General features: G+C 70.0%; 25 protein-coding genes and 2 tRNA genes. 13 read left to right on the top strand and 14 right to left on the bottom strand.

Going from position 1 to position 24,748, the window contains the following annotated elements:
* The coding region (locus CQ044_RS12865; RefSeq protein WP_146116789.1) for an HNH endonuclease signature motif containing protein at nucleotides 1-638 on the top strand (638 nt) is incomplete at its 5' end.
* Between the two features lie 83 nt (nucleotides 639-721).
* On the opposite strand, the gene CQ044_RS12860 is transcribed toward CQ044_RS12865, so the two are convergent.
* The 3 genes from CQ044_RS12860 to CQ044_RS12850 all read right to left on the bottom strand — a co-directional run bounded on the left by CQ044_RS12860 (nucleotide 722) and on the right by CQ044_RS12850 (nucleotide 3,446).
* Nucleotides 722-1,723, bottom strand: a complete 1,002-nt coding sequence (locus tag CQ044_RS12860; protein ID WP_105688826.1) for an Fpg/Nei family DNA glycosylase — start codon at nucleotides 1,721-1,723, stop codon at nucleotides 722-724.
* A complete protein-coding gene (locus CQ044_RS12855) occupies nucleotides 1,723-2,208 on the bottom strand; it encodes a ribose-5-phosphate isomerase (protein WP_045270215.1) in 486 nt (161 codons plus the stop codon). Before CQ044_RS12855 ends, CQ044_RS12860 begins: the two co-directional genes overlap by 1 nt.
* Nucleotides 2,209-2,270: 62 nt before the next feature.
* Entirely contained in the window at nucleotides 2,271-3,446 is a 1,176-nt protein-coding gene (locus CQ044_RS12850) for a ferrochelatase (RefSeq protein ID WP_258133298.1), read from the bottom strand.
* Nucleotides 3,447-3,641: 195 nt separating this feature from the next.
* Here CQ044_RS12850 and pepN point away from each other — a divergent pair, with 195 nt between their 5' ends.
* From pepN to CQ044_RS12825, 5 genes are all read left to right on the top strand, one after another.
* On the top strand, nucleotides 3,642-6,254 hold the full coding sequence (gene pepN / locus CQ044_RS12845) for an aminopeptidase N (protein ID WP_105688824.1): 2,613 nt from the start codon (nucleotides 3,642-3,644) through the stop codon (nucleotides 6,252-6,254).
* A gap of 158 nt (nucleotides 6,255-6,412) precedes the next feature.
* The gene (locus CQ044_RS12840; protein WP_258133297.1) at nucleotides 6,413-7,627 is read left to right on the top strand and encodes a mechanosensitive ion channel family protein; all 1,215 of its coding nucleotides are present in this window, start codon (nucleotides 6,413-6,415) and stop codon (nucleotides 7,625-7,627) included.
* Complete coding sequence (locus tag CQ044_RS12835; protein WP_105688822.1) at nucleotides 7,624-8,061, top strand: globin; 438 nt, start codon at nucleotides 7,624-7,626, stop codon at nucleotides 8,059-8,061. Before CQ044_RS12840 ends, CQ044_RS12835 begins: the two co-directional genes overlap by 4 nt.
* Nucleotides 8,062-8,099: 38 nt before the next feature.
* Nucleotides 8,100-9,770, top strand: coding sequence for an FAD-binding dehydrogenase (locus tag CQ044_RS12830; protein WP_105688821.1), 1,671 nt, complete (start codon nucleotides 8,100-8,102; stop codon nucleotides 9,768-9,770).
* A gap of 51 nt (nucleotides 9,771-9,821) precedes the next feature.
* The gene (locus tag CQ044_RS12825) at nucleotides 9,822-10,325 is read left to right on the top strand and encodes an OsmC family protein (protein ID WP_105688820.1); all 504 of its coding nucleotides are present in this window, start codon (nucleotides 9,822-9,824) and stop codon (nucleotides 10,323-10,325) included.
* A gap of 23 nt (nucleotides 10,326-10,348) precedes the next feature.
* On the opposite strand, the gene CQ044_RS12820 is transcribed toward CQ044_RS12825, so the two are convergent.
* Nucleotides 10,349-11,014, bottom strand: coding sequence for a hypothetical protein (locus CQ044_RS12820; RefSeq protein WP_105688819.1), 666 nt, complete (start codon nucleotides 11,012-11,014; stop codon nucleotides 10,349-10,351).
* Between the two features lie 68 nt (nucleotides 11,015-11,082).
* On the opposite strand from CQ044_RS12820, the gene CQ044_RS12815 reads away from it, so the two are divergent.
* On the top strand, nucleotides 11,083-11,967 hold the full coding sequence (locus tag CQ044_RS12815; RefSeq protein WP_105688818.1) for an acyl-CoA thioesterase II: 885 nt from the start codon (nucleotides 11,083-11,085) through the stop codon (nucleotides 11,965-11,967).
* Between the two features lie 46 nt (nucleotides 11,968-12,013).
* Here CQ044_RS12815 and CQ044_RS12810 read toward each other — a convergent pair whose 3' ends face one another.
* From CQ044_RS12810 to CQ044_RS12790, 5 genes are all read right to left on the bottom strand, one after another.
* Complete coding sequence (locus CQ044_RS12810; protein ID WP_258133300.1) at nucleotides 12,014-12,535, bottom strand: thioesterase family protein; 522 nt, start codon at nucleotides 12,533-12,535, stop codon at nucleotides 12,014-12,016.
* Nucleotide 12,536: 1 nt separating this feature from the next.
* The gene (ettA, locus tag CQ044_RS12805; RefSeq protein ID WP_105688817.1) at nucleotides 12,537-14,216 is read right to left on the bottom strand and encodes an energy-dependent translational throttle protein EttA; all 1,680 of its coding nucleotides are present in this window, start codon (nucleotides 14,214-14,216) and stop codon (nucleotides 12,537-12,539) included.
* A 120-nt stretch (nucleotides 14,217-14,336) separates the two neighbouring features.
* Nucleotides 14,337-14,840 carry a DUF6993 domain-containing protein gene (locus CQ044_RS12800; protein ID WP_258133296.1) on the bottom strand — a complete coding sequence of 168 codons (504 nt, stop codon included), beginning with the start codon at nucleotides 14,838-14,840 and terminating at the stop codon, nucleotides 14,337-14,339.
* Between the two features lie 61 nt (nucleotides 14,841-14,901).
* The gene (locus CQ044_RS12795) at nucleotides 14,902-15,444 is read right to left on the bottom strand and encodes a single-stranded DNA-binding protein (RefSeq protein WP_105688816.1); all 543 of its coding nucleotides are present in this window, start codon (nucleotides 15,442-15,444) and stop codon (nucleotides 14,902-14,904) included.
* Nucleotides 15,445-15,619: 175 nt separating this feature from the next.
* Entirely contained in the window at nucleotides 15,620-16,246 is a 627-nt protein-coding gene (locus CQ044_RS12790; protein ID WP_105688835.1) for a LysE family transporter, read from the bottom strand.
* 94 nt (nucleotides 16,247-16,340) lie between these two features.
* On the opposite strand from CQ044_RS12790, the gene CQ044_RS12785 reads away from it, so the two are divergent.
* Together CQ044_RS12785 and CQ044_RS12780 are read left to right on the top strand one after the other, a co-directional pair.
* Entirely contained in the window at nucleotides 16,341-16,604 is a 264-nt protein-coding gene (locus tag CQ044_RS12785; RefSeq protein ID WP_105688815.1) for a hypothetical protein, read from the top strand.
* A 148-nt stretch (nucleotides 16,605-16,752) separates the two neighbouring features.
* Nucleotides 16,753-17,448: a phosphatase PAP2 family protein gene (locus tag CQ044_RS12780; protein ID WP_181158310.1), complete on the top strand. Its 696-nt coding sequence runs from the start codon at nucleotides 16,753-16,755 to the stop codon at nucleotides 17,446-17,448.
* Nucleotides 17,449-17,464: 16 nt separating this feature from the next.
* Here CQ044_RS12780 and CQ044_RS12775 read toward each other — a convergent pair.
* A tRNA-Arg gene (locus CQ044_RS12775) sits at nucleotides 17,465-17,537 on the bottom strand.
* A 45-nt stretch (nucleotides 17,538-17,582) separates the two neighbouring features.
* On the opposite strand from CQ044_RS12775, the gene orn reads away from it, so the two are divergent.
* The 3 genes from orn (at nucleotide 17,583) to CQ044_RS12760 (ending at nucleotide 19,810) form a co-directional block, all read left to right on the top strand.
* Entirely contained in the window at nucleotides 17,583-18,209 is a 627-nt protein-coding gene (orn, locus tag CQ044_RS12770) for an oligoribonuclease (protein WP_105688813.1), read from the top strand.
* Nucleotides 18,210-18,245: 36 nt separating this feature from the next.
* A tRNA-His gene (locus CQ044_RS12765) sits at nucleotides 18,246-18,321 on the top strand.
* A 112-nt stretch (nucleotides 18,322-18,433) separates the two neighbouring features.
* The gene (locus CQ044_RS12760; RefSeq protein WP_105688812.1) at nucleotides 18,434-19,810 is read left to right on the top strand and encodes a PLP-dependent aminotransferase family protein; all 1,377 of its coding nucleotides are present in this window, start codon (nucleotides 18,434-18,436) and stop codon (nucleotides 19,808-19,810) included.
* Between the two features lie 16 nt (nucleotides 19,811-19,826).
* Here CQ044_RS12760 and CQ044_RS12755 read toward each other — a convergent pair whose 3' ends face one another.
* From CQ044_RS12755 to pdhA, 4 genes are all read right to left on the bottom strand, one after another.
* On the bottom strand, nucleotides 19,827-20,456 hold the full coding sequence (locus tag CQ044_RS12755) for a LysE family translocator (protein WP_105688811.1): 630 nt from the start codon (nucleotides 20,454-20,456) through the stop codon (nucleotides 19,827-19,829).
* Between the two features lie 103 nt (nucleotides 20,457-20,559).
* Complete coding sequence (locus CQ044_RS12750) at nucleotides 20,560-21,837, bottom strand: dihydrolipoamide acetyltransferase family protein (protein ID WP_258133295.1); 1,278 nt, start codon at nucleotides 21,835-21,837, stop codon at nucleotides 20,560-20,562.
* Between the two features lie 8 nt (nucleotides 21,838-21,845).
* The gene (locus CQ044_RS12745; protein ID WP_105688810.1) at nucleotides 21,846-22,838 is read right to left on the bottom strand and encodes an alpha-ketoacid dehydrogenase subunit beta; all 993 of its coding nucleotides are present in this window, start codon (nucleotides 22,836-22,838) and stop codon (nucleotides 21,846-21,848) included.
* On the bottom strand, nucleotides 22,835-23,962 hold the full coding sequence (gene pdhA, locus CQ044_RS12740) for a pyruvate dehydrogenase (acetyl-transferring) E1 component subunit alpha (RefSeq protein WP_105688809.1): 1,128 nt from the start codon (nucleotides 23,960-23,962) through the stop codon (nucleotides 22,835-22,837). Before pdhA ends, CQ044_RS12745 begins: the two co-directional genes overlap by 4 nt.
* A 168-nt stretch (nucleotides 23,963-24,130) precedes the next feature.
* Between pdhA and CQ044_RS12735 the strand changes: the two genes are divergently transcribed.
* Nucleotides 24,131-24,727, top strand: a complete 597-nt coding sequence (locus CQ044_RS12735; protein WP_105688808.1) for a TetR/AcrR family transcriptional regulator — start codon at nucleotides 24,131-24,133, stop codon at nucleotides 24,725-24,727.
* The last annotated feature ends 21 nt before the right edge of the window (nucleotides 24,728-24,748 follow it).

Below are 24,748 nucleotides of genomic sequence, written 5' to 3'. Positions count from 1 at the left end.
CGTCCGCCGCTGAGTTGTCCGTGGATCCACGCACGAATGATCAGCTGTCCTATGACCTGCTCCTCGACCTCATCCGCGCCGGGGCGCTCGCCGACCCGGCCGCGGTGTTCGGCACCCGGCAGGCCGGAGTGCGGCTCGTCCAGCAGATCGCCGACGGCGCGCCTAACCGGGTCGCGGTCACCGAGGACGGCCTCACCGCCCTCCCCGCGGCGGTCGTGGAACGACGGATCTGCGACACCGGGACCATCCCGGTCACTGCGGATGCGTCCGGGAACCCGCTCGACGTGGGGCGGGAATCACGCCTGTTCACCCCGAAACAACGCATCGCACTCGCCATCCGCGACGGCGGATGCCGATGGACCGGATGCGACAGACCCGCGTCCTACTGCGAAGCCCACCACATCGACGAATGGGCCCGCGACAACGGCCGCACCGACATCGACCGCGGGATCCTGCTCTGCCGGTTCCACCACATGCAACTCCACCACGGACAATGGCACATCACCCGCCACCGCAAGGACGACTTCGTCCTGCACCACCCCGACGGGGAACAGTCCGTGCTGCACAAGAGACTTCCCCTGAGATACGCGTGGGGCGACATCGACCCACCACCCAAACGATTCCACCCCGCCGCCTGAACCCACCCCAATTGAGGCCGGGTCAGGCAGTCGAGGAGCGCGCCGCCGACCAAGCAGAAACAGTCAGAAGCGATCGCGCCCGCTCACGCCTGACAGCGCGGGCACCAGTACAGCTTGCGGGCGCCGATCTCCTCGAGAACGATGTCGGTGCCGCACACACGACACGGCAACCCCGTGCGGTGGTACACCCAGTGCCGGTCGTCGCGATGCGCCATGGCCGCCCGATACTGGTCGGACGTGAGATCGTCCATGGTCATCATCTGACCCGTCTCGACGCCGATCGCGAGCAGACGCACCCAGTCGCGCCAGAGCGCGCGCACGGTCTCCTCCGGCACATCGCGCCCCGGGGTGTGCGGGTTCAGCTGCGCACGGAACAGGAGCTCCGCTCGATACACATTGCCGATACCGCTGACCACGGACTGGTCCATGAGCAGGAGTGCGATCGGCACAGCCCGGCGCCGCACCGCGGCCACGAAGCGCTCCTCCCCCGCGTCGACGTCGCCAACGAGCGGATCCGGTCCGAGCTTCGCGACCGTCGCCAGCATCTCATCCGGCGTCTGCAGCACACACGCTGTCGGCCCGCGCAGATCCGCGCAGGTCGCGTCCGTCATGAGGCGCAGGCGCACCTGCCCCACCACGGGCGGCGGCCATTCGGCGCCTTCGTCCGCGAGGCCCTTCGTCGCCTCGGACATGCGCACATGCACGCGGGTCTTCCGCGGAGCACCGATGGACGCCAGCGAGTTCTCGCCGGCATCGTCCAGGATCGGCGCCTCGTCGAGATCCGTGCCGCGCTGATTCGTCTGGCCCATCCGCCCGTTCGCCGAGGCGATGGTCGGATCCACCAGGATCTCGCCGGAGAAGTCCCAGGCGCCGTAGAGCCCCAGGTGCACGCGCAGCCACAGATCCCCCTCGGTCTCGAGGAACATCTGCTTGCCCACGGCCTGCACGCTCTCCACTGCGCGACCGTCGAGCAGCGCGGCACCCTCGGCGAATCGGCCCTGGGGGCTCGACGCGACGACGGGCTTGCCGACGAAGTTGCGCGCGAACTGTCGCGCGATCCGGTGGACGGAATGGCCCTCGGGCATCAGGCGCGCGGGTCCGGGAGCAGGGATCCGTCGCGCTCGAAGTCGGCGATCTGCGCGATCCGGCGCACGTGCCGCTCCTCGTTCGAGAACGGCGTGGCGATGAAGCGGTCGATGAAGCCGGCGACCTCGTCGAAGGTGTGCTGGCGCGCGCCGATCGCGATCACGTTGGCGTCGTTGTGCTCCCGCGCGAGCTCGGCGGTCGCGATGCTCCACACCAGGGCCGCACGGATGCCCTCGACCTTGTTCGCCGCGATCTGCTCGCCGTTGCCCGATCCGCCGAACACCACGCCGAGCGCCTCGACGCCCGCACGCTGGTCGTCGATCGTCGCCTGCGCCGCGCGGATGCAGAACGCCGGGTAGTCGTCCAGAGCGTCGTACTCGACGGGCCCGTGGTCCACGACCTCATGCCCCGCCTCGGCGAGGTGATGCTGCAGCTGCGTGGAGAACTCGAGACCGGCGTGATCGGTGGCGATGTGGATGCGCATGGCTCAATCCTACGGAGCGGCGCGACCGACGCGAGGCGGCGTGACGCGGCCCTGGGGACCGATCAGGGCGCGATGCCCGCCGCGGCCGGCTTGAACCCCGCCCGGATGTTCTCGCAGCACCCGGGACGGCACACGTCGAACGCCGGGCCGAGCGCCGTCACGTGCGCGCGGTCCGCAGCAGGGCGCCCCTCCAGCCGCTCCTGGATGAGGTCCACGATCCCCGCCACGAAGGAGTCCGACACTCCGGGCGTCGGCGTGCGGATGAAGGCGAGGCCCGCCTCCGCGGCCGCGTCCTTCGCCTCGGTGTCGAGATCCCAGAGCACCTCCATGTGGTCGCTCACGAAGCCGAGCGGGACCACGGCGACCGCGGTGCGCCCTCGAGCGGGCAGCTCCTCGATCACGTCGCAGATGTCGGGCTCGAGCCAGGGCTGTGATGCGGGGCCCGAACGGGACTGGTACACGAGCTCCCACGGGACGTCGGCCGCGCTCGGAAGTAGCTCGGCCACGCGGCTCATGACCCACGCCGCGACGGCCTCGTGCTGCGCGGCGTAGGCGCCGCCGCTGCCCCAGTCGACGTCGCGGGGGCCGGAGCGCAGCGCGTCGTCGGTGGGAACGCTGTGCGTGGTGAAGAGGACCTGGATCGCCGCGGCATCGGCGCCGTCCGCCGTGAAGGCGGTGATCGCGTCGCGCACGCCCTCGACGAAGGACGTCACGAACCCGGGGTGGTCGTAGAACGGACGGATCTTGTCGATCGTCACGGTCTCACCGAGACCGGTCTCGTCCAGCACGCGGGCGAAGTCCTCGCGGTACTGACGGCAACTGGAGAAGGAGCTGTACGCGCTCGTCGCGAACGCCAGCAGCGTCGTGTCGCCGCTCTCGGACGCCTCGGTCACGGCGTCGGACAGGTAGGGAGCCCAGTTGCGGTTGCCCCAGTACACCGGGAGGTCGATCCCGCGACGCACGAGCTCGGATTCGAGTGCGGCCTTGAGCGCGCGGTTCTGCGCGTTGATCGGGCTGACGCCCCCGAAGTGCCGATAGTGATGCGCGACTTCCTCGAGCCGCTCATCCGGGATGCCGCGGCCGCGGGTGACATTTCGCAGGAACGGGATCACGTCGTCCTGCCCCTCGGGTCCGCCGAATCCTGCGAGCAGGATGCCGTCATACGCGACGGGCGTCTCGACGAACTCGGGCCCGCTCGCGGCGGGCGCGGAGGCGAAGGGAACGGTTGCTGCGGTCACATTTCGAGCACTCACCCTCCTATCTTCCCCTGAAGTTCCTTTGCCGCCGCCGAGCGCCGCCGCAGCGGCCGGCGGAAGCCGGTGGGAGCCCGCGGAATCATGCGAGACGCGCTCTGGCGTAGGCTGGGACGGTTGCCGCCGGCGCCAGCAGCGCGGATCTTGCGGCCGAAACCCTCACCCCTGGGAGTCAGAGCAGTGCCTGGAGAGAACCTCACCCGCATCGAGGCGCAGGAGCGCCGCGCGATCGTCGACACCGAGTCGTACGAGATCGCGCTCGACCTGACCAAGGGCGCGGAGGTGTTCGGATCCCGCAGCGTGGTGCGCTTCAGCGCCGCCGAGGGATCCGCGACCTTCATCGACCTGATCGCGCGCGAGGTGCGCGAGATCACCCTGAACGGCGAGCAGATCGACCCGACCTCGGCGTACGCCGACTCGCGGATCGCGCTCGACGGCCTGGCCTCGGAGAACGTGCTCGTCGTCGACGCCGACTGCGAGTACACGAACACCGGCGAGGGCCTGCACCGCTTCGTCGACCCCGTCGACGGCGAGGTCTACCTCTACTCGCAGTTCGAGGTCCCCGACTCCCGTCGCGTCTTCGCCGTGTTCGAGCAGCCCGATCTGAAGGCGACGTTCCAGTTCACGATCACCGCGCCCGCAGCGTGGAAGGTCGTCTCTAACTCCCCCACCCCCGAGCCGATCCGTCATGACGTCTCGAACGGGTCCGCATCGGAGGAGACCGGCGCGGTCGCCACCTGGGGCTTCGAGCCCACCCCGCGGATCTCGTCGTACATCACCGCGATCATCGCCGGCCCCTACGAGGAGACCTTCTCGGAGCTGACGAGCGCATCCGGCCGCGTGATCCCGCTCGGCGTCTACGGGCGCAAGAGCCTGTGGGAGCACCTCGACGCCGACTACATCTTCGACAAGACCCGTGAGGGCTTCGCCTATTACGAGGAGAAGTTCGGGGTCCCGTACCCGTTCGCGAAGTACGACCAGCTCTTCGTTCCGGAGTTCAACGCCGGCGCCATGGAGAACGCGGGTGCGGTGACCTTCACCGAGACCTACGTCTTCCGCAGCAAGGTGACCGACGCCGTCAAGGAGCGCCGCGTCGTCACGATCCTGCACGAGCTCGCGCACATGTGGTTCGGCGACCTCGTCACCATGAAGTGGTGGAACGACCTCTGGCTGAACGAGTCGTTCGCCGAGTGGGCGTCGACCATCGCGACCGCCGAGGCCACCGAGTGGACCGAGGCGTGGACGACCTTCAACGCAATGGAGAAGACCTGGGCCTACCGTCAGGACCAGCTCCCCTCCACGCACCCCGTCGTCGCCGAGATCAATGACCTCGACGACGTGCAGGTGAACTTCGACGGCATCACCTACGCCAAGGGCGGATCCGTCCTCAAGCAGCTCGCCGCCTGGGTGGGCATCGAGGCGTTCTTCGCCGGCGTGTCCGAGTACTTCAAGAAGCACTCCTGGCAGAACACCGAGCTCGGCGACCTGCTCGTCGAGCTGGAGCGGACCAGCGGTCGCGACCTCACGGTCTGGTCCAAGAAGTGGCTGGAGACCGCGGGCGTCAACACGCTCGCACCGGTCATCGCGGAGGCCGGGGACGGCTCCATCTCGCGCTTCGCGGTCACCCAGACCGCGCCGGCGGACTACCCGACGATCCGCCCGCACCGCCTGGGCATCGGGTTCTACAACCTCGACGCCGCAGGCTCCCTCGTGCGCACCCACCACGTCGAGGTGGACGTCGACGGCGACCGCACCGAGATCCCCGAGCTGCAGGGCCTGAAGCGCCCTGACCTCGTGCTGCTCAACGACGAGGACCTCGCCTACGCGAAGATCCGTCTCGACGAGCGCTCCCTCGCGACCGCCGTCGCGCACCTCGCCGACATCAGCGACCCGCTCGCCCGCTCGCTCGTGTGGGGCGCGGCGTGGGACCAGACCCGCGACGCCGAGAGCGCCGCGAGCGACTACATCGACCTCGTGCTCGGCAACATCGGCCGCGAGACCGAGTCGACCACGGTGCGCACCACGCTCAGCCAGCTGCAGACCGCGGCCGCGCTGTACGTGACGCCGGAGCACCGGTCCGCCGCCCGCACCCGCGTGGCGGACGGCCTGTGGACGCTCGCCCAGGGCGCGGAGGCCGCATCCGACAGCCAGCTGCAGTTCGTCACGGCGTTCGCGAATTCGCTCACCACGCCCGAGCACGCCGATGTCGTCCGCCGCCTCCGCGACGGCGCGCTGACGCTCGACGGCCTCACGATCGACACCGACCTCTCCTGGCAGCTGCTCGTCGGCCTCGCCACGGTCGGCGCCGTCGACGGCGGGGCGATCGACGCCGCACTGGCAGGCGACAACACCGCCAAGGGCGGGGAGTTCGCCGCACAGGCCCGCGCGGCGCTGCCGACGCCCGAGGACAAGCAGGCCGCGTGGTCCTCGCTCGTCGAGCACGACGACCTGTCCAACACGATCGTCCGCTCCGCGGCGCTCGGCTTCACGCACCCGGCCGGAGTCGCACTGCTCGAGCCGTTCGTCGCGCAGTACTTCGACGCCCTGATCTCGATCTGGGAGGGCCGCACCTTCCAGGTTGCGAACTACCTGATCGTGGGCCTGTACCCGAAGGCGCTCGCGAACGTCGCCCTGCGCGACGCGACCCGCGCCTGGCTCTCCGCCCACCAGGACGCCGCGCCCGCACTCCGCCGCCTCGTGTTCGAGAACCTCGCCGACGTCGAGCGCGCACTTGCCGCCCAGGCCCTCGACGCCGAGACCGTCGAGGCCGTGGCCGCGGACGCGCAGAGCTGACGCGCCCAGAGCGACGAGCCGAAGGGCCGGAAGGAGTTCGCTCCTTCCGGCCCTTCGCCGTTCCCCGCCGCACCGGGTGGCTCCCGACGAAGCGCCGTGGCTGTTCAGAACCCGCCAAGGCCCCGGTCTTAGGATCGTGAACGATGAATATCGTCCCCATGGCAACTCAGGCAGAGAAGGCCGCCGACGCGTGGACCCAGATCCTCACCGTCCTCGGCGATATCGGCATGAAAGCGCTCTGGAGCGCCGTGACGATCGTCGTGTGCACCGCGATCGCCTACGCGCTCCGCTTCGTCATCCGACGGATCGTGCGCCGGATCGTCGCGGGTGCCAAATCGAAGGCCGAGGTCACGGACACGAGAGCGCTCGAACGCTCCCCGCTCGCGGACATGCGGCTCGTGCAGCGAACGAGGACGCTCGGCACGATCCTGCAGAACATCGTCAATGTGATCCTCGTGGTGGTCGCGCTCGTCCTGATCGTGAACATCATCGAACCCAATCTGCTGGGGTCCCTGACCCTGCTCACCGCCGCGGTCGGCGCGGGCCTCGGTTTCGGCGCCCAGAACATCGTCAAGGACGTCCTGAACGGCATGTTCCTCGTGGCCGAGGATCAGGTCGGAATCGGCGACGTGGTCGACCTGGGTCTCGCCTCCGGCGTCGTCGAGTACGTGAGCGTGCGCATCACGCAGGTGCGCGACGCGAACGGCACCCTCTGGTACGTGCGCAACGGCGAGATCACCCGGATCGGCAACATGTCGCAGGGCTGGGCTCGCGCGATCATCGATCTCGGCGTGCCGGCCGACGCGGACGTCCCCGCGGTCGAGGACGCGCTGCTCGCCGCCGCACAGGGCCTCGCGAAGGATCCGAAGTGGCGCACCCGCATCATCGAGAAACCCGAGATCTGGGGGCTGGAGTCGATCGACGGCGACGCCCTCGTGGTCCGGGTCGTCATCAAGACCCGCACGAACGCGATGGACGACGTCGCCCAGGAGCTGCGGATGCGGCTGCGCGACACCATGCTCGGCATGGAGCTGACCGTCCCGAGCATGGCCACGGTGCAGCTCGCCGGCCCCGAAGGCGCCCGCCGCGTGCACGGAGCCAACCCGCCGCGCACCCGTCCGAACCCCGTCGCGACCGCCCCCAGGGTGCCGGAGCGCGGATTCTGGCGCAAGAAGAAGACCGAGGATGAGAAGCCCGCCACGGTCACGCCGCCGCCGCGCACCAAGCCCGCTCCGACCACTCCCACGCCGAAGAAGGCCGAGAAGACCGAGAAGCCGAAGACTCCTCCGTCGGCGCCGCAGAGCCTGCCCCTCCCGCCCCTCCCCGATCCGCAGAGCCCGCAGGATCCGCAGACCCCTGGAGACGAACGATGACCGAGCCGGTGTCCTTCTACGACGAGGTCGGCGGCCACGCGACGTTCCAGCGTCTCGTCGAGGTCTTCTATCGTGAGGTCGCCCTCGATCCCGTGCTGAAGCCGATGTACCCCGAGGAGGACCTCGGTCCGGCCGCAGACCGGCTCCGCATGTTCCTAGAGCAGTACTGGGGCGGGCCCACCACCTACGGCGAGCAGCGGGGACACCCGCGGCTGCGGATGCGGCACATGCCTTTCCACGTCGATCCGGACGCCCGCGACCGCTGGCTGCGCTGCATGCGCACGGCGGTCGACGATGCGCAGCTCTCGCCGATCCACGAGGCGACGCTGTGGGACTACCTCGAGCGCGCCGCGCATGCGATGGTAAATACATTCGAGCCGAGCCGCGCGAGCGCGGCGGGCGCACCGACCCCAGACGGGCGCCCCGTCCTCTAGCGGGGCGCCGCACGCACACCGAGTTCGACGGAGATCTCATGACCGCGACCACGACCACCCACTCCACGGACGTCCTCGTCATCGGCTGGGGCCTGTCCGGCCTCGTCGCGGCTGCGGAGGCGATCGCCGCAGGCAGGCGCGTGATCGTCCTGGATCAGGAGCCGCGCACGAACCTGGGCGGGCAGGCCTGGTGGTCCTTCGGTGGGCTGTTCCTCGTCGACTCCCCCGAGCAGCGCCGCATGGGCATCTCCGACTCCTACGAGCTGGCCCGGCAGGACTGGTTCGGGAACGCGGGGTTCGACCGCGAAGAGGACGCATGGCCGCGGCGCTGGGCCGAGGCCTATCTCCAGTTCGCGAGCGGCGAGAAGCGGTCCTGGCTCCGAGAGCGCGGGGTGGGCTTCTTCCCCGTGGTGGGCTGGGCCGAGCGCGGCGGCTACGGCGCTCTGGGACCCGGCAACTCGGTCCCCCGCTTCCACATCACCTGGGGCACCGGCCCCGGCATCGTCGCGCCGTTCCAGACCGCCCTCGAACAGGCCGAGAAGACAGGGCATCTGGTGGTCCTCCCCCGGCATCGCGTGACGGCCCTCGCGGTCCAGGACGGCGTCGTCACGGGCGCGCAGGGTGACATCCTCGCATCGTCCGCGGCGGCGCGCGGCGTGCAGAGCGACCGCGAGACCATCGGCACGTTCGAGATCGCCGCAGGGGCGACGATCGTGACCTCGGGCGGCATCGGCGGCAACCACGACCTCGTGCGTGCCGCGTGGCCCGCGCGCCTCGGCACGCCGCCCGCGGACATGCTCACCGGGGTTCCCGCCTACGTCGACGGCTCGATGCAGGCGGTGTCCGCGACGGCGGGCGCCCGACTCATCAACGGCGATCGCATGTGGCACTACGTCGAGGGCATCCGCAACTGGGATCCGGTCTGGCCCGGCCACGGCATCAGGATCCTGCCCGGCCCGTCGTCGCTCTGGCTGGACGCGACCGGCGCCCGCCTCCCCGTGCCGCTGTTCCCCGGATTCGACACGCTCGGCACCCTGGCCCATCTGCGTGCGACCGGGCACGATCACTCCTGGTTCGTGACGACGCGGCAGATCGTGGAGAAGGAGTTCGCGCTGTCCGGCAGCGAGCAGAATCCAGATCTCACCGGCAAGGACGTGCCGCTCCTCGTGCGCTCCAGGCTCGCGAAGGGGCCCACGGATCCGGTGCAGGCGTTCCTGGACAAGGGCGAGGACTTCGTCGTGGAGGACGACCTCGGCCGGCTGATCGCCCGCATGCAGGAGCTCCCGGGCGGGGATGCGTTGGACCCCGACCGGGTGCGCGAGGAGGTCGTCGCGCGCGACCGCGAGATCGACAACGACTTCACCAAGGACGCGCAGATCGCGATGCTGCGGTCGGCGCGCGCCTACCGCGGAGACCGGCTGATCCGCACGGCATCCCCGCACCGCCTGCAGGACGCATCCGCCGGGCCGCTGATCGCAGTGCGGCTGCGGGTCATCACCCGCAAGTCACTCGGCGGCATCGAGACGGATCTGGACGGGCGCGCTCTGGACGCCGGCGGCGATCCCGTGCCGGGGCTGTACGCCGCGGGCGAGGCGAGCGGTTTCGGCGGCGGCGGGGTGCACGGGTACCGCGCGCTGGAGGGAACCTTCCTCGGCGGGTGCCTGTTCTCGGGACGCCAGGCCGGGCGCGCGGCGGCGCACGCGGTCTGACATCCACCCGCGGCCCTGGACCCCGCACGGTCGGGGTGCCAGGATCGCGACATGGACGCTGAAGAGCTGAGAGCGCGCCAGGCGCCGCTCAAGGAGCGCTACCGCCAGGATCCGGGCAGCGCCCGCGTCGTCTCCGGGGCGACCGGGGACTACCGGGATCCCGGCATCACCGCGACCATCGACGGATGGGCGGGCCCTGTCCGCGCCGGGCAGCATCCCGCGACCGGCGGCGACGGAGCCGATGCGTGCTCGGCGGACCTCCTCATGCAGGCTCTGCTGGGGTGCGTCGGGGTAACGTTCCGCGCCGTGACGACGGCGATGGGCGTGACGGTGGAGAACGTCCGGCTCACCGCGGAGTGCCACTGGGACGCGCGCGGGACGCTGGGGCTGGACCGGGAGGCGCCGGTCGGGGTCGGCGAGATCTCCGTCACGATCACGATCGACAGCGACGCCGACGACGGCCGCCTGCAGCGGATCGCCGCCTCGACCGAGCGCTACTGCGTCGTCGGGCAGAGCCTCGCCTCAGCGCCGACGATCACCGTCGTCCGGCGCTGACGGCCTCGGCGGCGCGACCGGCCTCAGCCGGCGCTGCCCGTGGCCCGTACCGCGGTGAGCCCCACCGCAGCGGGGCCGCGGCTGAGCACGTGCCCGCGCGAGAATGCGAGACGCGTCCACCGCCCCGAGGTCGTGATCGGCACCTGCTCGGCGCCGGAGATGAAGCCGAAGGCGTGCGCGGCGAAGGCGATGCCGCGCGGCAGGCCGAGGAGGTCCTCATCCGGCTCGCCCCAGATCGCGGCGCGCAGCGCGCGGACCGCATCCTCGCCCGCGCCGGCCGGGGATCCGTGCGCGACCGCCGAGATGCCCCACTGGGCGCGCTGTGCGATGACGTCGGCACCCAGCGTCCCGACCGGCGTCCAACCGCTCCGTGGCGGCGCGACGCCGGCCCAGGAGGGGCTGCGACCGGTGTCGGGCAGCGCGAGGGCGCGAGGGTCGTCGGTGGTGGTGAGCTCGTCGATCACGATGTCGCAGCGCAGCTCGGGGTCGGCCCGGACGATCCGCATCGCGAGGATCGTCGGCGTCGCATCGAACAGCGTCTGCGGCACGAGCGCCGCTGCCGTCATCGCGAGCACCCCTCCGTCGGCTTGCAGCCTGACGCCTTCGTCGCCGGCGCGACCGGCCCGGGAGACGAAGGTGAGCGCATCACGCGCGGTGTCGGCATCGGCGAGGATCAGGGGCGTTGGCACGCCCTCTAAACTAGCAACCGGTCGCGACGGGTCCCCCGGTGTGTCGCGGCAGCCGCCGAGAGGATCCCATGACGCACGACGAGCACGCCCGCCGATCGGTCGAGATGCTGCGGGGGATCCTCGATCTCGACTCCTCCGATGCACGCACGACCGAGGACATCTTCACGGGCGTCTCGCATCCGATGCCGACCGGACGGATCTACGGCGGACAGGTGCTCGGCCAGTCCATCATCGCGGCGGAGCGGACGATGCCCGACGGCCGCGTCCCGCACTCGATGCACGGCTACTTCCTCCGTGCCGGGGACGCCTCGCAGGGACTGACGTTCGCGGTCGACCGCATCCACGACGGTCGTTCCTTCTCGACCCGACGAGCCCAGGCGTATCAGAACGGCGTGCCGATCTTCTCGATGATCGCGTCGTTCCAGGACGAGAACCCCGGCATCGATCACGCCGAACCGATGCCGGAAGGGATCCCGAGTCCGGAGGACCTCGCCCCGGACGAGGAGCTGTCCGACGGGATCCACCCGCTGTCGAAGCGCATGCTCATCGACCGCCCGGTCGACATGCGGCACGTGGAGGGACCGCTGTTCGGCCAGGCGGGGGCGGAGGAGTCCGCGCACCAGGCGGTGTGGATGCGCTTGCGCGCCCCGTTCCCCGACGACCCGGCTCTGCACCGCGCGGCGCTCGCGTATCTCAGCGACATGTCGATCCAGGAGTCGATCCTGCGCGCGCACGGCCTCAGCTGGAACGTGCCCGGTTTGAAGGTCGCGAGCCTGGACCACGCCATGTGGTGGCACCGCCCCGGACGCGTCGACGACTGGCTGCTGTACGTGCAGGAGTCGCCGAACGCGCGCGGAGGACGGGGACTCGCGACAGGGCGGATCTACGATCGCAGCGGCGCCCTCGTGGCGAGCGTCGCCCAGGAGATCACGATCCGGGTCCCCGAGGCCTGATCCCGCACCTCACTGCGCGGCGCGCGCGAAGCCGCCGTCGTGCCGCTCAGCGGTGCGCGTAGACGATCGACGGCCCGGAATAGGGCGACCAGGCGTCGCGCATCTCGGGGCCGATCCGCGTGGGACGGCCCGTGGCCGCGTCCACCAGCACGATCACCGCGGTCGAGCGCGCGTACAGCACGCGGTCCTCGAACGCCGCGTCGTTGTAGACCTCGTAGCAGACCTCGATGCTGGACCCGCCGAGCTTGCCGAACCACATCTGGACCTCGAGCGGGTGCCGCTGATAAGGCACGGGCGCCAGGTACTCGATCTCCTGCCGCGCGACGAGGGTCAGCACGCCGGCATCGAGCCCCGAGCTCAGCACCGCTGTGCTCGGGCCGTGCTCCCCTTCGCCCGGCCGCCAGAACGCCCGCACCCGAGCTTCCTCGAGCAGCTTCAGCATCGAGGTGTTGTTCACGTGGTTGAACGCGTCGAGATCGCCCCAGCGCAGGTGGATCGGGATGTGCAGCCGCTCCCCCGCCGCGGCCCCGTCGGGAGCCGCGGCGTCGGGAGCGCCGGCAGCGGCGATCTCAGTCACGCGTGAGCCTGCGGTGCGTGGAGCGGTGCGGGCTGGCCGCATCTGCGCCGAGGCGCTCGATCTTGTTGCGCTCGTAGGCCTCGAAGTTGCCCTCGAACCAGTACCACTGGTCGGGGTTCTCGTCGGTGCCCTCGTAGGCGAGGATGTGGGTCGCGATCCGGTCCAGGAACCACCGGTCGTGCGTGATGACCACCGCGCAGCCGGGGAACTCGAGCAGCGCGTTCTCGAGGGAGCTCAGCGTCTCGACGTCGAGGTCGTTGGTCGGCTCGTCGAGCAGCAGCAGATTGCCGCCCTCCTTGAGCGTGAGGGCGAGGTTCAGACGGTTGCGCTCACCGCCGGACAGCACACCGGCCTTCTTCTGCTGGTCGGGGCCCTTGAAGCCGAACTTCGAGACGTAGGCGCGGGACGGGATCTCGATCTTGCCGACCATCATGATGTCCAGGCCGTCGGAGACGACCTCCCACAGGGTCTTGTCGGGGTCGATGTTCGCGCGGGACTGGTCGACGTAGCTGACCTTGACCGTCTCGCCGACCTTCAGGTCGCCGCCGTCGAGAGGCTCGAGTCCCACGATCGTCTTGAACAGCGTGGTCTTTCCGACGCCGTTCGGGCCGATCACGCCGACGATGCCGTTCGGCGGCAGGCTGAAGCTGAGGCCGTCGATGAGCGAGCGCCCGTCGAACCCCTTCTGCAGCTTCTTCGCCTCGATCACGACGCTGCCCAGACGCGGACCCGCGGGGATCTGGATCTCCTCGAAGTCGAGCTTCCGCGTCCGCTCCGCCTCCGTCGCCATCTCCTCGTAGCGGGCCAGGCGCGCCTTCGACTTGGTCTGGCGGCCCTTGGCGCTCGATCGCACCCACTCCAGCTCGTCCTTGAGACGCCTGGCGAGCTTCGCGTCCTTCTTGCCCTGGATGTCGAGGCGCTCTGCCTTCTTCTCGAGGTACGTCGAGTAGTTGCCCTCGTAGCCGATGAGGCGGCCGCGATCGACCTCCGCGATCCACTCCGCCATGTTGTCGAGGAAGTATCGATCGTGGGTGATCGCGATCACCGCGCCCTTGTAGGCCTGGAGGTGCTTCTCCAGCCAGAGCACGCTCTCGGCGTCGAGGTGGTTGGTGGGCTCGTCGAGCAGCAGCAGGTCGGGCTTCTGCAGCAGCAGCTTCGCGAGGGCGACGCGACGCTTCTCACCACCGGAGAGATTGGTCACGGGAGCATCCGCCGGCGGCGTGCGCAGCGCGTCCATCGCCTGCTCAAGCTGGGAATCCAGGTCCCAGCCGTCGGCGGCGTCGATCTCCTCCTGCAGCACGCCCATCTCGGCGAGCAGCGCGTCGAAGTCGGCGTCGGGGTCCGCCATCAGGGCGGAGATCTCGTTGAAGCGATCGACCTTGGCCTTGACCGCCACACCCTCCTGGACGTTCTCCAGCACGGTCTTGGACTCGTCGAGCTCCGGTTCCTGCATGAGGATGCCCACGCTGAATCCGGGCGTGAGCTTGGCCTCGCCGTTGGAGGGAGTGTCCAGGCCCGCCATGATCTTCAGGATCGTCGACTTGCCCGCGCCGTTCGGGCCGACCATGCCGATCTTCGCGCCCGGGAGGAACGACATGGTGACGTCGTCGAGGATGAGCTTGTCGCCCACGGCCTTGCGGGCGCGGACCATGGAGTAGATGTATTCGGCCACGAGGGCGCTCCTTCTGTCGTCATGACGACGGTTGCGAGGCTGCGGGTCGCTCTCCGACGGTATTCCGTGGGATCGACACTCCAGCCTACCCGGGGCGCGCGCCCTTCCTCCCCGGGACGGCTACGGCCCGACAGGTGCGGTCTTGCCGATGAGGCACTTGCCGCCGTCCACCTGAGGAAGCACCGACGTGACCGGATCCCCGGTGGACGGACCGACCTGTCCGACGAGGCACTTGTCCTGCCCCCATCGCACGGAGAACTGGATGCTCTCGGCGGGGTTGCCCACCGTCGTCTCATCCGCCGTGACCTGCATGTCTGCCCGGGCGAATCCCGCAGCCGTGAGCGCATCGATGTAGGCCACGCCCTTGACCCGGCTCTCCCCCGCCCAGACCCGCGCCACGACGGCGGAGAACAGCGGAAGGTTGTCCTCCGCGGAGCCGTCGGGGTGCAGCACGGGAGCCGCGGCCGGTGCAGCGGTCGCGGCGCTCGCCGTCGCGGAAGGCGATGCCGATGGCGCCGACGGTCCCACCGAGCAGCCGCTCAAGACCAGCGCGGCGAGCAGCGCCAAGGGCGCGAGGGAACGGATCACGGGTGTTCGGACGAGCACAGCCTGGGATCCACGCACTCCACGAGTCTAGGCGGCGCTCGGCCGGGACGATCCCCGGCCGACCAGCCCTCTCGTCCGGTCAGAACGGCGTGGCATCGCCGCCCGGCGTCGCCCATGCATCGACCGCCGGCTCCGGCGCACCGGTATCGACGCCCTCGTGGCCTCCCGACGGCCCCGCGCCGGCAGCGGCACCGGCACCGGCGCCGCCGCCGCCCACCGCCGCTCCCCCTCCTCTGCCCACCGCGCCATCTCCGCGGGACGGTGCCTGATGCGATACCCGGTGATACACGCTGCGCCCGCGCCGCAGATCCGGTCCGATGCTCTCGGCCTCGATCTCCACGTTCATCCGCTTGCCGTCCTTGGCATCCCACTCGCGCAGCTTCAGCCGCCCCACGACCACCACCGCGTCGCCCTTCGCGAGAGAGACCTCGGCATTCTCGGCCAGGGCGCGGTACGCCCTGATCTCGAACCAGTTCGTCCCCGCGTCGATCCAGCCGCCCGTACCATCCGGGCGGCGATGGTTGGTGGCCATCCGGAAGCTCAGCGTGGGGATGCCGGTCGCCGTGGCGCCCCGATCCGGGTCGGACGCGACGTTGCCCAGCACGGTGATGGTGTCGGCCATGATCTGCTCTTCTCTGCTCCTGCGGAGCTCGAATCGGCTCCGTTCCTGCAGACAGCGTCACGCCCCGGCCAGGGCCGTGGAGACGGCGATGCGCAATCGGTGCCGAAACCGCCCGTCGGTCCGTCTGTGGAGGAGGATCGCGCCCGGCGGGGGCCGGGAAGCCAGAACAGCGGGTTCAGTGCACGAAGAGCAGAAGCGCCGCGACGGCGATGAACAGGGCGCCGAAGACGATGTTGAGCGTGCGCTGGCCTCGCGTGCTGGAGGTGAGCCGTCGGAAGCTCTGCGCCGTCGCGGCGAACACGAACCACATCACGATCACGTCGATGACCACCGTCGTCCCGATGAGGATCAGATACTGCGGCCAGGGGTCGCGGTCCAGGCGGATGAACTGCGGCACGAACGCGAGGAAGAACACGATCGCCTTCGGGTTGAGCAGATTGACCCAGAATCCTCGGCGCAGCATCGGCCACCGCCCCTCGGCGGGGCGCAGGGCCTCGGCGTCCGCGACGGCTTCGGGAACGCGCGCGACGATCAGCCGGATCCCGAGGTAGACAAGGTACGCGGCTCCGACGTACCGGACCGTCTCGAACAGCCACGGAACACGTGCCACGAGCAGGCCCACCCCCGCAGCGACGATCGCGACGTGCACGACGAGCGCGAGCTGCTGCCCGACGATCCCCCAGATCGAACGCCGCCATCCCTCGTTCAGGGAGTTGGTCATGGTGTTGATCGCGCCCGCACCCGGCGTGAGGCTGATCACCAGGCACGCCACCACCAGCGAGAGCCATACAGTCACGGTCACCAGCACAGTGTAGGGACTATCCGGGCGCACGGAATTCCGGCCTCTCGCACGAATGTCGGTGGCCGTCCTTATGTTCGAAGGAGAAGGAGGAACAATGACCACGAACACCACCCCCGCGCCGACCATCCGCTGGGCGACGCCCGTTCTCACCCGCTCCGTCGAGACGCTGCAGCCGGCCGGCGAATGCCTCTGGCGCGTGCTGGATCGCCGCGGCGCGATCCGCGGGCACCTGCGGATCATGCCGCACGACCTCGGCCTGCGCTACCGCGCAGAGCGCCTGCACCTCCCCTCCGGCGTGTTCCGCATCGTCGGCGACTTCTGGAGCGCCGACGACGCCGTGGCCGCGCTGCGCTTCTGACCCCGTCGGCGCAACACGAGCCGACGGAGCCCGCGTTTCTTGGCCAATCCTTAGGTGATGCATCGGAACATGGATCCGGCGCGCGTGAACCCGCGAGCGCCCGCCTCCGATGCCGCCATCGCGAGGAACGCGACGGATGAGGATCCCCATGACTGAGCTGCGACGCACCCGTACCCGGCCGCTCACCGGCATCGAGCGCACCACCCGGCGTCCCCTGGTCGCCGTGGCCGTCGCGGTCATCGGCGCCGTCGCCGTGATCGCCCTCGGGTTCGCGATGAAGGCGACACAGGCCGATCAGAGCCTCGTCATCGCCCTCAACAAGACCCACACGGGCCTCTGGGGCACCATCGGCAACGCGATCTATCGCGGCATCGAGCCGGTCCCGGCCGTGGTGATCACCCTCGTGATCGCCGGAATCGTGTGGGCGGTCTCCCGCTCGCTGCGCACCGCGATCCTGTTCGGGCTCACCGTGGCGCTCACCTGGCTGCCCGTCGCGGCCGTCAAGATCCTGGTGGACCGACCTCGCCCCGATGCGTCGCTGCTCGTTCACCCGTTCTCGCCGTTGCAGACCGACGGCTCGTTCCCCAGCGGTCACACCGCCTACGTCGTCGCCCTGGCGATCGCGTTCTGGTTCTTGCTCCGCGACACCCGGTACGCCTGGCTGCCCATCGTGCTCGGTGTCGTCGCCACCGCGGTGATCGGTCTCGCCGTGGTGAGCGACGGCCTGCACTTCCCCACCGATGTGCTCGGGTCCGTCGTCTGGGCGCTGACGACGGCCGCCGCCGTGCGCTGGCTCATCGTCGACGTGGTCGCCTCGCGGGTCGGGCGTCGATCCGCCGCCTGAACCGGCGCAGAACAAGTGCCCCCTGCAGGATTCGAACCTGCGACCGACGGATTAGAAGGCCGTTGCTCTATCCACTGAGCTAAGGAGGCGCCCCTCCAGGCTAGCGCGTCGGTGCCGCTCAGTAGGATGGCCGCATGGTTTCTTCGTCCGAGAACGATCGTCTGGTCTGGATCGACTGCGAGATGACGGGGCTCGATCTCGCGATCGATGAACTCGTGGAGATCGCGGTCGTGATCACCGACTTCGAGTTGCGCCTGGTGGATCCCGGGTTCCAGGTGGTCATCCGCGCGAGCGACGCCGCGCTGGGGCAGATGAACGATTTCGTCACGAACATGCACCGCACCTCTGGCCTGTACGAGGAGATCCCGAGCGGCGTCTCCCTCGCCGAGGCGCAGGAGCAGACGCTCGCCTACATCCGGCGATTCGTGCCGCAGGAGCGCAAGGCGCCGCTCGCCGGCAACACGATCGGCACCGACCGCATGTTCCTCGCGAAGTACATGCCCGATGTCGACCACTACCTGCACTACCGCAACGTCGACGTCTCGAGCATCAAAGAGCTGTCGCGGCGCTGGTATCCGCGCGTCTTCTTCCACGCCCCGTCGAAGGACGGCGGTCACCGCGCCCTCGCGGACATCCTGGAGTCGATCCGCGAGCTGGAGTACTACCGCCGCGCGGTGTTCATCGACCAGCCCGGACCGACGACCGAGGAAGTCCAGGCGACGTCGGACGCCGTCGTGTCAGAGTTCGCCCCAAACCTGTAATACACTTGTCAGGTTGCCCGCTCCGGCAGGCACATGGTGGCTATAGCTCAGTTGGTAGAGCACCGCGTTGTGGTCGCGGGGGCCGCGGGTTCAAGTCCCGTTAGCCACCCCAACCGAAGAGGCCCGGATCCGCATGGATCCGGGCCTCTTCCTTTTGCCCGCGTCGTTCGTCGAGACGAACAGGCCGCAAGCGGCGCGACACGCCCGATAGGCTCCCCAGTCAGATGACCGGCTCCGATTTCCTCCGACTGGACCCGCGCGACGCGCCGTCCCGCGGTCGCACCGCGTGGCTCACCGCGCAGATCCGCGCCGCGGTCTCCGACGCGACCCTCGGCGCCGGCACGAGGATGCCGCCGAGCCGCGAGCTCGCCGAGGAGCTCTCGTTCTCCCGCGGCGTCGTGGTCGAGGCCTACCGCCGCCTGACCGAGGAGGGGCTGCTCGTCACGAATCGCGGAGCGGGCACGCGGATCGCGGAGGTGATGCCTCCTGCCGCGCGTCCGCGCCGGCTCGTCGAGCCGCTCGAGGCGGTGGAGTCGCTCCAGATCTCCGAGGGAGCCCCCGATCTGAGCGCGTTCCCCCGCGCCGCCTGGCTGCAGGCCGAGCGCCGGGTCCTCGCGACGGCGACCGCTCGTGACCTCGGCTACGCGGATCCCCAGGGCGTACCCGCGCTGCGCGAGACTCTGGCGGGATGGCTGGCGCGCCGTCGCGGCATCGTCGCGTCGCCGGATCGCATCATCGTCACGGCGGGCGTGACGGGCGCTCTCAGCCTGATCGCCCAGACCATGCGTGAGCGCGACGCGACCACGTGCGGCATCGAGGACCCGAGCGCGGATGGGAACCGTCGCATCCTCGGGTACTGGCTGGACGAGCTGCGCCCCGTTCCCGTGGACCGCGACGGCATCGACGTGACCGCGCTCGAGGCGACCGGCGTCCGAGCCGTCCTGACCACACCCGCGCATCAGTTCCCCACCGGCGTGGTGCTCTCCCCCTCGCGCCGCCGGGATCTCATCGCCTGGGCGGAGCGCACGGACGGCGTGATCATCGAGGACGACTACGACTCCGAGTATCGCTACGACCGCGCGCCGATCCCCGCCCTGCAGGCGAGTGCGCCGGAGCGGATCCTGCACATCTCGAGCCTGTCCAAGGTGCTCGCCCCGGCGCTGCGGATCGGCTGGATGATCGCTCCGGAGGCCTGGACCGGCGATCTCATCCGCAGGCGCTGGGCGACCGATCTCGGCTCGCCCGCTCTGCCGCAGCTCGTCCTGGCCGAGCTCATCCGAACCGGCGTTCTCGAGCGCCACGTGCGACGTCTGCGGCTGCGACACCGGCAGCGCCGAGATGACGCGGTCGCAGCGATCCGCGAGCACATGCCGGGGTGTCGCGTCGAAGGCATCGCCGCCGGACTCCACATCCAGGTGATGCTGCCGGACGGCGTCGACGACGCAGACCTCGCGCGGCGGGCCGCCTCCGAGGGCATCTCGGTCAAGCCGCTTTCGGACTACCGCTTCTCCCCCGGCCCGCCGGGCCTCGTGATCGGCTACGGCCCCCACTCGAGCGCCCGGCTCGCCGCCGCGATCGCGACGCTCGGCCGCCTCCTCTGATCCCGCCGGATCGCTCTCAGCGTGGAGTGATCGCGAGGAGCACCGCGAGCACGACGAAGGTCAGCGCGAATCCACGGCCGAGGAGCCGGTTCACCCCGGGACGCGCACGCACGAAGTCCCTCACCCGTGCGGCTCCTGCGCCATACGCCGCGAAGATGACGAACGTGATCCCCATGAAGGCCGCGCCCAGGCCCGCCATCCCCAGCACGCCGTCGGCCGCCCCGACGTCCACGAACATCGGCAGGAAAACGAAGAAGAAGATCGTGAGCTTCGGATTCAGCAGATTGACGAGCACTGCATCGCGGATCACCCGGCCGAACGACATCCTCGGCGCGTGAGCACCGTCCTCCGTCCCCGCGTCCGCAGCGAGCCCGCGTTCGTCCCGCCACATGCCCCAGGCCATGAACAGGAGATACGCCACGCCCATCCAGCGGATGACGTCGAACAGGACGGGATTCGCCGCCATCACGGCGGCGGCGCCCGACAACGCCAGCGCGAGGTGCGGCAGGATCCCCAGCGTGCACCCGACGGCCGCGACGATCCCCGCGCGGACGCCCCGCGACAGCCCCGCGGCGATCGTGAACAGGGCGCCGCTGCCCGGGGTCGCGGTGATCACGATCGATGTCACCAGAAAGCTCGTATCCATGCCTCCAGGCTGGATGGCTTCTGGATCGCACAGAAGATCCAAGAACAATCGACTATCGGGGACCAAGCCTCGCGGATGCCCCGGAGCCCCGCCGCCCCTGCGCCTATGCCACGATGCGGATCGGGTTCTGGATCAACCCCGTGAGCGTCGCGAGGAACTGCGCCGCGAGTGCCCCGTCGATGATCCGGTGATCCGCCGTGAGCGTGTACCGCACCCGCGTGCGGGTGATGACCGCCCCCTCGATCAGGGCCAGCTCCTCACGGGCGGCGCCGATCGCGAGGATCGCGCCCTGGGGCGGGTTGATGATCGCCGTGAAGTGCTCGACGCCGTACATACCGAGGTTGCTGATCGTGAAGGTCCCGTCGGACAGGTCCGCAGCGGTGAGCCCGCGTTCCGACGCCTTCCCGATCAGCTCCTTCGTGGCGTCGGCGATGACCGAGACCGCAGTGCGATCGGCATCGCGCACGACAGGGACGACGAGTCCCGAAGGCGACGCGACCGCGATGCCGACGTTCACACGGGCGTGCACGAGCGTCTGCCCACGGCCCTCCGGCGAGTACGACGCGTTCACTCCCGGGTGGGCGCGGAGCGCGAGAGCGACGGCTCGCACGAAGAGATCGTTCACCGTGACCTTCCTCCCGGCGCCGGAATCCGCCATCGCCGTGTTGATCTGGGCGCGGAGCGCGAGCAGAGCGTCGACGTCGGCGGAGGCGGTCACGGTGAACGTCGGGGTCGTCGTCGCGCTCTCGGTCAGCCGCGAGGCCACCGTGTGCCGGATCGCGTCGAAGGGCACGATCTCGGATCCGCGACCATCGTCAGCGGCCGCGACCGTCGGGGCGGGGACGGCCGACGGGGCGGGGGTCCCGTCCGGAAGAGCGTCAAGATCGGCGCGGACGATGCGTCCGCCGGGACCGCTGCCGGTGACCGCGGAGAGGTCGGTTCCGCGCTCCTTGGCGAGTCTGCGGACCAGTGGCGTCGCGATCAGGCGCTCCGAGTCCGCGCGCGGCGGCTCCGGTCGAGCGGCCGGCTCGACGGCCGCAGCAAGAGCCGCCGGGACATCAGCGTCCGGCGAATCGGCTGCCGGGGCAGGGACGGTCGGGCCGGCGGCCGCCGAACGGGCGGAGCGCTCCGGCTCCTTCCCGCTTCCATCGTCCAGGCGCGCGATGGGAGTGCCGATCGCGACGGTCTCGCCCACATCGACGAGGATCTCCGCAAGGGTCCCCGATTCGTAGGACTCCTGCTCCATCACGGCCTTGTCGGTCTCGATCTCCACGAGCACGTCGCCCGAGGCGACGGTGTCGCCGGGGCGTCGGTGCCAGGCGGCGATGGCGCCCTCGGTCATGGTGTCCGAGAGGCGAGGCATCAGGATGTCGATCATCATGGTTCCTTTCAGCGACGCCGGGCGACGGCGTCCAACGTTTCGCGGATCGCGTTCACCGCATCTTCGAGGGAGGGCAGGGCAGCCGTCTCCAGGGACTTCGCGTACGGCATCGGCACCTCCGCCATCGCCACGCGGCGCACCGGCGCATCGAGCCAGTCGAACGCGCCGTCCGAGATCGTCGCGGCGATCTCCGCGCCGATCCCGTAGGTGAGCCAGTCGTCCTCCAGGATCACCGCACAGCCGGTCTTCCGCACCGAGGCGATGATCGTGGGCCGGTCGAGCGGGCGCAGGCTCATGAGGTCGATCACTTCGACGTCGATGCCTTCCGCCGCGAGCTGCTCCGCCGCACGGAGGGCGACGGTCGCCATCCGCGAGTAGGAGACGACCGTGATCTCCGCGCCTTCGCGGGAGATCCTGGCACGCCCGATCTCCGCAGGCTCGAGGTCATCGGGGACCTCGCCGGTGGTGTTGTAGAGGGCGAGGTTCTCCAGCACGAGGACGGGATCGTCATCGCGGATCGCGGCGAGCAACAGGGCCTTCGCATCCGCCGGGGTGGAGGGGGCGACGACCTTCATACCCGGCACGAAGGCGTAGTACAGCTCGATGTTCTGGGAATGGGTCGCGCCGAGCTGCTGGCCGCCGCCGCCCGGCGTCCGGATGACGAGCGGAGCGCGGGCCTGCCCGCCGAACATCCCGTAGATCTTGGCCGCGTGATTGACGATCTGGTCCAGCGCCAGCAGGGAGAAGTTGATCGTCATGATCTCGACGACGGGTCTCAGCCCGACCATCGCCGCGCCGATGGCGGCGCCGGTGAACCCCTCCTCGGCGATCGGGGTGTCGCGGACGCGCCGGGGTCCGAACTCCGCGAGCATTCCGGCGGTGATCTTGTAGGACCCCTCGAACACGCCGATCTCCTCCCCGATGAGGAAGACCTCGTCGTCTCGCAGCATCTCCTCGCGAAGGGCATCGTGCAGGGCCTGACGATAGCTGATGACGCTCATGCGGAGACCTCCGAGAGGACCGGGCGGGGCGCGGCGGGGTACAGCGCGGCCCCGGGCAGACGCCGTGTGTCGTTCGGCACCGGGCTCGCGTAGGTGTAGTCGAACAGCGTGGAGACGTCCGGCGGCGGGCTGGCCTCCGCGAACGCCACCGCTTCCGCCACGACGGTCATCGCCTCGGCGTCGATCGAGACGATGAGGTCGTCGGTCAGGATGCCCTGCCCGTGCAGCCGTACCGCATAGGCGGCGACCGGATCCGCGGCCTTCACGGCCTCCGCCTCCTCTCTGCTCCGGTATCGCGCGGGGTCGACCACGGAATGGCCCTTCATGCGACCGGTCATCGCCTCGAGGAGGTACGGCTTCCCTTCCCTCGCGTTCGCGAGTGCGACCCGCATGGCGCCGAAGACGGCGACCGGGTCGTTGCCGTCGACCCGGGCGGACGGCATCCGGTACGACGCCGCACGCTTGTACAGTTCCGGCTCAGCTGAGGACTGTTCGACGGTGGTGCCCATGCCGAGACCGTTGTTGTTCACCACGTAGACGATGGGCAGCCCCCAGAGCGCCGCGATGTTCAGCGATTCGTGGAACGCGCCGATGTTCGTCGTGCCATCGCCCATCAGGCAGACGACCGCTTCGGCACCACCGCGGTAGTCGATCGCGAGAGCGGTGCCGGTGGCGAGCGGCACCTGGCCGCCGACGATGCCGTAGCCGCCCATGAAGCGCGCATCGACGTCGAACATGTGCATCGAGCCGCCCCACCCGCGGGACACGCCGTCCTGCCGGCCGTACAGCTCCGCCATCAGCCGACCGGGCGCGATGCCTCGGCCGAGTGCGTAGCCGTGCTCGCGGTAGTTCGCGTAGACGTAGTCGCCCGCGCCGAGCGCGGCCGTCACCCCCGTGACCGTCGCCTCCTCCCCCAGGTTCAGGTGGCAGTACCCGCCGACCTCGGCCTCGGTGTAGGCGCGCGCGGCCCGCTCCTCGAACCGGCGGATCAGCATCATCCGGCGGTAGAACGCCAGCATCCGCTCCGGCGTGAGCGATGGCTCGCTCGGCGGCACCGATACGGCTGGTGCACCAGCCGCAGGGCGCCGGGCAGATCGGCGCGGGGCCTTCGAAGTGGTGGGCATGGGAGCTCCTCTCGTGCGGAGATACGGCATCCGTGACACGCAGGGTCTGCGCGCGGGATGCGGAGGGCGGTCGGTCCGGGCCGTGTGCCGGCCTGTTCGACTCATTAATGACACGCTATACGTATCATTATAGGATGGAGCCACGATCGGTCGACGGAAGGGAACGCCATGAGCGCCGTTGAGGACTCCGCGCCGCGCAAGCGCGGTCGCCCGACCGCCGCCGAGCGGGCACAGCGACTCGATGACGTGCTGGACGCCGCAATCCGCCTGTTCTCCGAGCGCGGCCTCGCACAGGTGTCGGTCGATGAGATCGCCGCGGAGGCCCGCGTGACCAAGCGCACGATCTACACGCACATCGGCGATCGCACCGATGTCTTCCTCGCCGGCGTCGAGCGTCTCCGCGACCGCACGGTCCCCGGCCGCGTGGCCGGCGAGAGCCTCGCGGAGCTCTCCATCCGCATCGTCGAGGCACTGCACTCCGACGAAGCCATCGGGCTGCACCGGCTCATGATCGTCGAGGCCCACGCGTTTCCCGAGCTCGCCCGCAGGTTCTACGACGAGGGACCTCAGGCCTACATCCGCGCCCTGGTCGCGCTTCTCCCCGGATCGGAGGAGCGAACAGCCGCCGCGCTCTTCTCCCTGCTCCTCGGAGAGCCGCACCGCCGGCGCCTGCTGGGCCTCGCCCCTGCGCCGGACGCCGCCGCGGCCTCCGCGCACGCGCGCGAAGCGCTGCGCAGTCTCGGCCTCGGCGCCCCGGGGCGCTGACCGCTCCGAGGCCGGATCCGA

Source organism: Microbacterium sp. MYb64 (assembly GCF_002979495.1).
Taxonomy (GTDB): Bacteria; Actinomycetota; Actinomycetes; order Actinomycetales; family Microbacteriaceae; genus Microbacterium; species Microbacterium azadirachtae_A.
The sequence above is the reverse complement of the archived record's forward strand: the minus strand, read 5'-3'. Positions and strand labels throughout refer to the sequence as shown.

Excerpts from the sequence above, each read along its gene's own strand:
- CQ044_RS12860 (WP_105688826.1), bottom strand. The coding sequence starts at position 1,723 with ATGCCCGAGGGCCATTCCGTCCACCGGATCGCGCGACAGTTCGCGCGC.
- CQ044_RS12855 (WP_045270215.1), bottom strand. The coding sequence starts at position 2,208 with ATGCGCATCCACATCGCCACCGATCACGCCGGTCTCGAGTTCTCCACG.
- CQ044_RS12840 (WP_258133297.1), top strand. The coding sequence starts at position 6,413 with ATGGCAACTCAGGCAGAGAAGGCCGCCGACGCGTGGACCCAGATCCTC.
- CQ044_RS12835 (WP_105688822.1), top strand. The coding sequence starts at position 7,624 with ATGACCGAGCCGGTGTCCTTCTACGACGAGGTCGGCGGCCACGCGACG.
- CQ044_RS12830 (WP_105688821.1), top strand. The coding sequence starts at position 8,100 with ATGACCGCGACCACGACCACCCACTCCACGGACGTCCTCGTCATCGGC.
- CQ044_RS12825 (WP_105688820.1), top strand. The coding sequence starts at position 9,822 with ATGGACGCTGAAGAGCTGAGAGCGCGCCAGGCGCCGCTCAAGGAGCGC.
- CQ044_RS12815 (WP_105688818.1), top strand. The coding sequence starts at position 11,083 with ATGACGCACGACGAGCACGCCCGCCGATCGGTCGAGATGCTGCGGGGG.
- CQ044_RS12795 (WP_105688816.1), bottom strand. The coding sequence starts at position 15,444 with ATGGCCGACACCATCACCGTGCTGGGCAACGTCGCGTCCGACCCGGAT.
- CQ044_RS12785 (WP_105688815.1), top strand. The coding sequence starts at position 16,341 with ATGACCACGAACACCACCCCCGCGCCGACCATCCGCTGGGCGACGCCC.
- CQ044_RS12780 (WP_181158310.1), top strand. The coding sequence starts at position 16,753 with ATGACTGAGCTGCGACGCACCCGTACCCGGCCGCTCACCGGCATCGAG.
- orn (WP_105688813.1), top strand. The coding sequence starts at position 17,583 with ATGGTTTCTTCGTCCGAGAACGATCGTCTGGTCTGGATCGACTGCGAG.
- CQ044_RS12760 (WP_105688812.1), top strand. The coding sequence starts at position 18,434 with ATGACCGGCTCCGATTTCCTCCGACTGGACCCGCGCGACGCGCCGTCC.
- CQ044_RS12755 (WP_105688811.1), bottom strand. The coding sequence starts at position 20,456 with ATGGATACGAGCTTTCTGGTGACATCGATCGTGATCACCGCGACCCCG.
- CQ044_RS12750 (WP_258133295.1), bottom strand. The coding sequence starts at position 21,837 with ATGATGATCGACATCCTGATGCCTCGCCTCTCGGACACCATGACCGAG.
- CQ044_RS12745 (WP_105688810.1), bottom strand. The coding sequence starts at position 22,838 with ATGAGCGTCATCAGCTATCGTCAGGCCCTGCACGATGCCCTTCGCGAG.
- pdhA (WP_105688809.1), bottom strand. The coding sequence starts at position 23,962 with ATGCCCACCACTTCGAAGGCCCCGCGCCGATCTGCCCGGCGCCCTGCG.
- CQ044_RS12735 (WP_105688808.1), top strand. The coding sequence starts at position 24,131 with ATGAGCGCCGTTGAGGACTCCGCGCCGCGCAAGCGCGGTCGCCCGACC.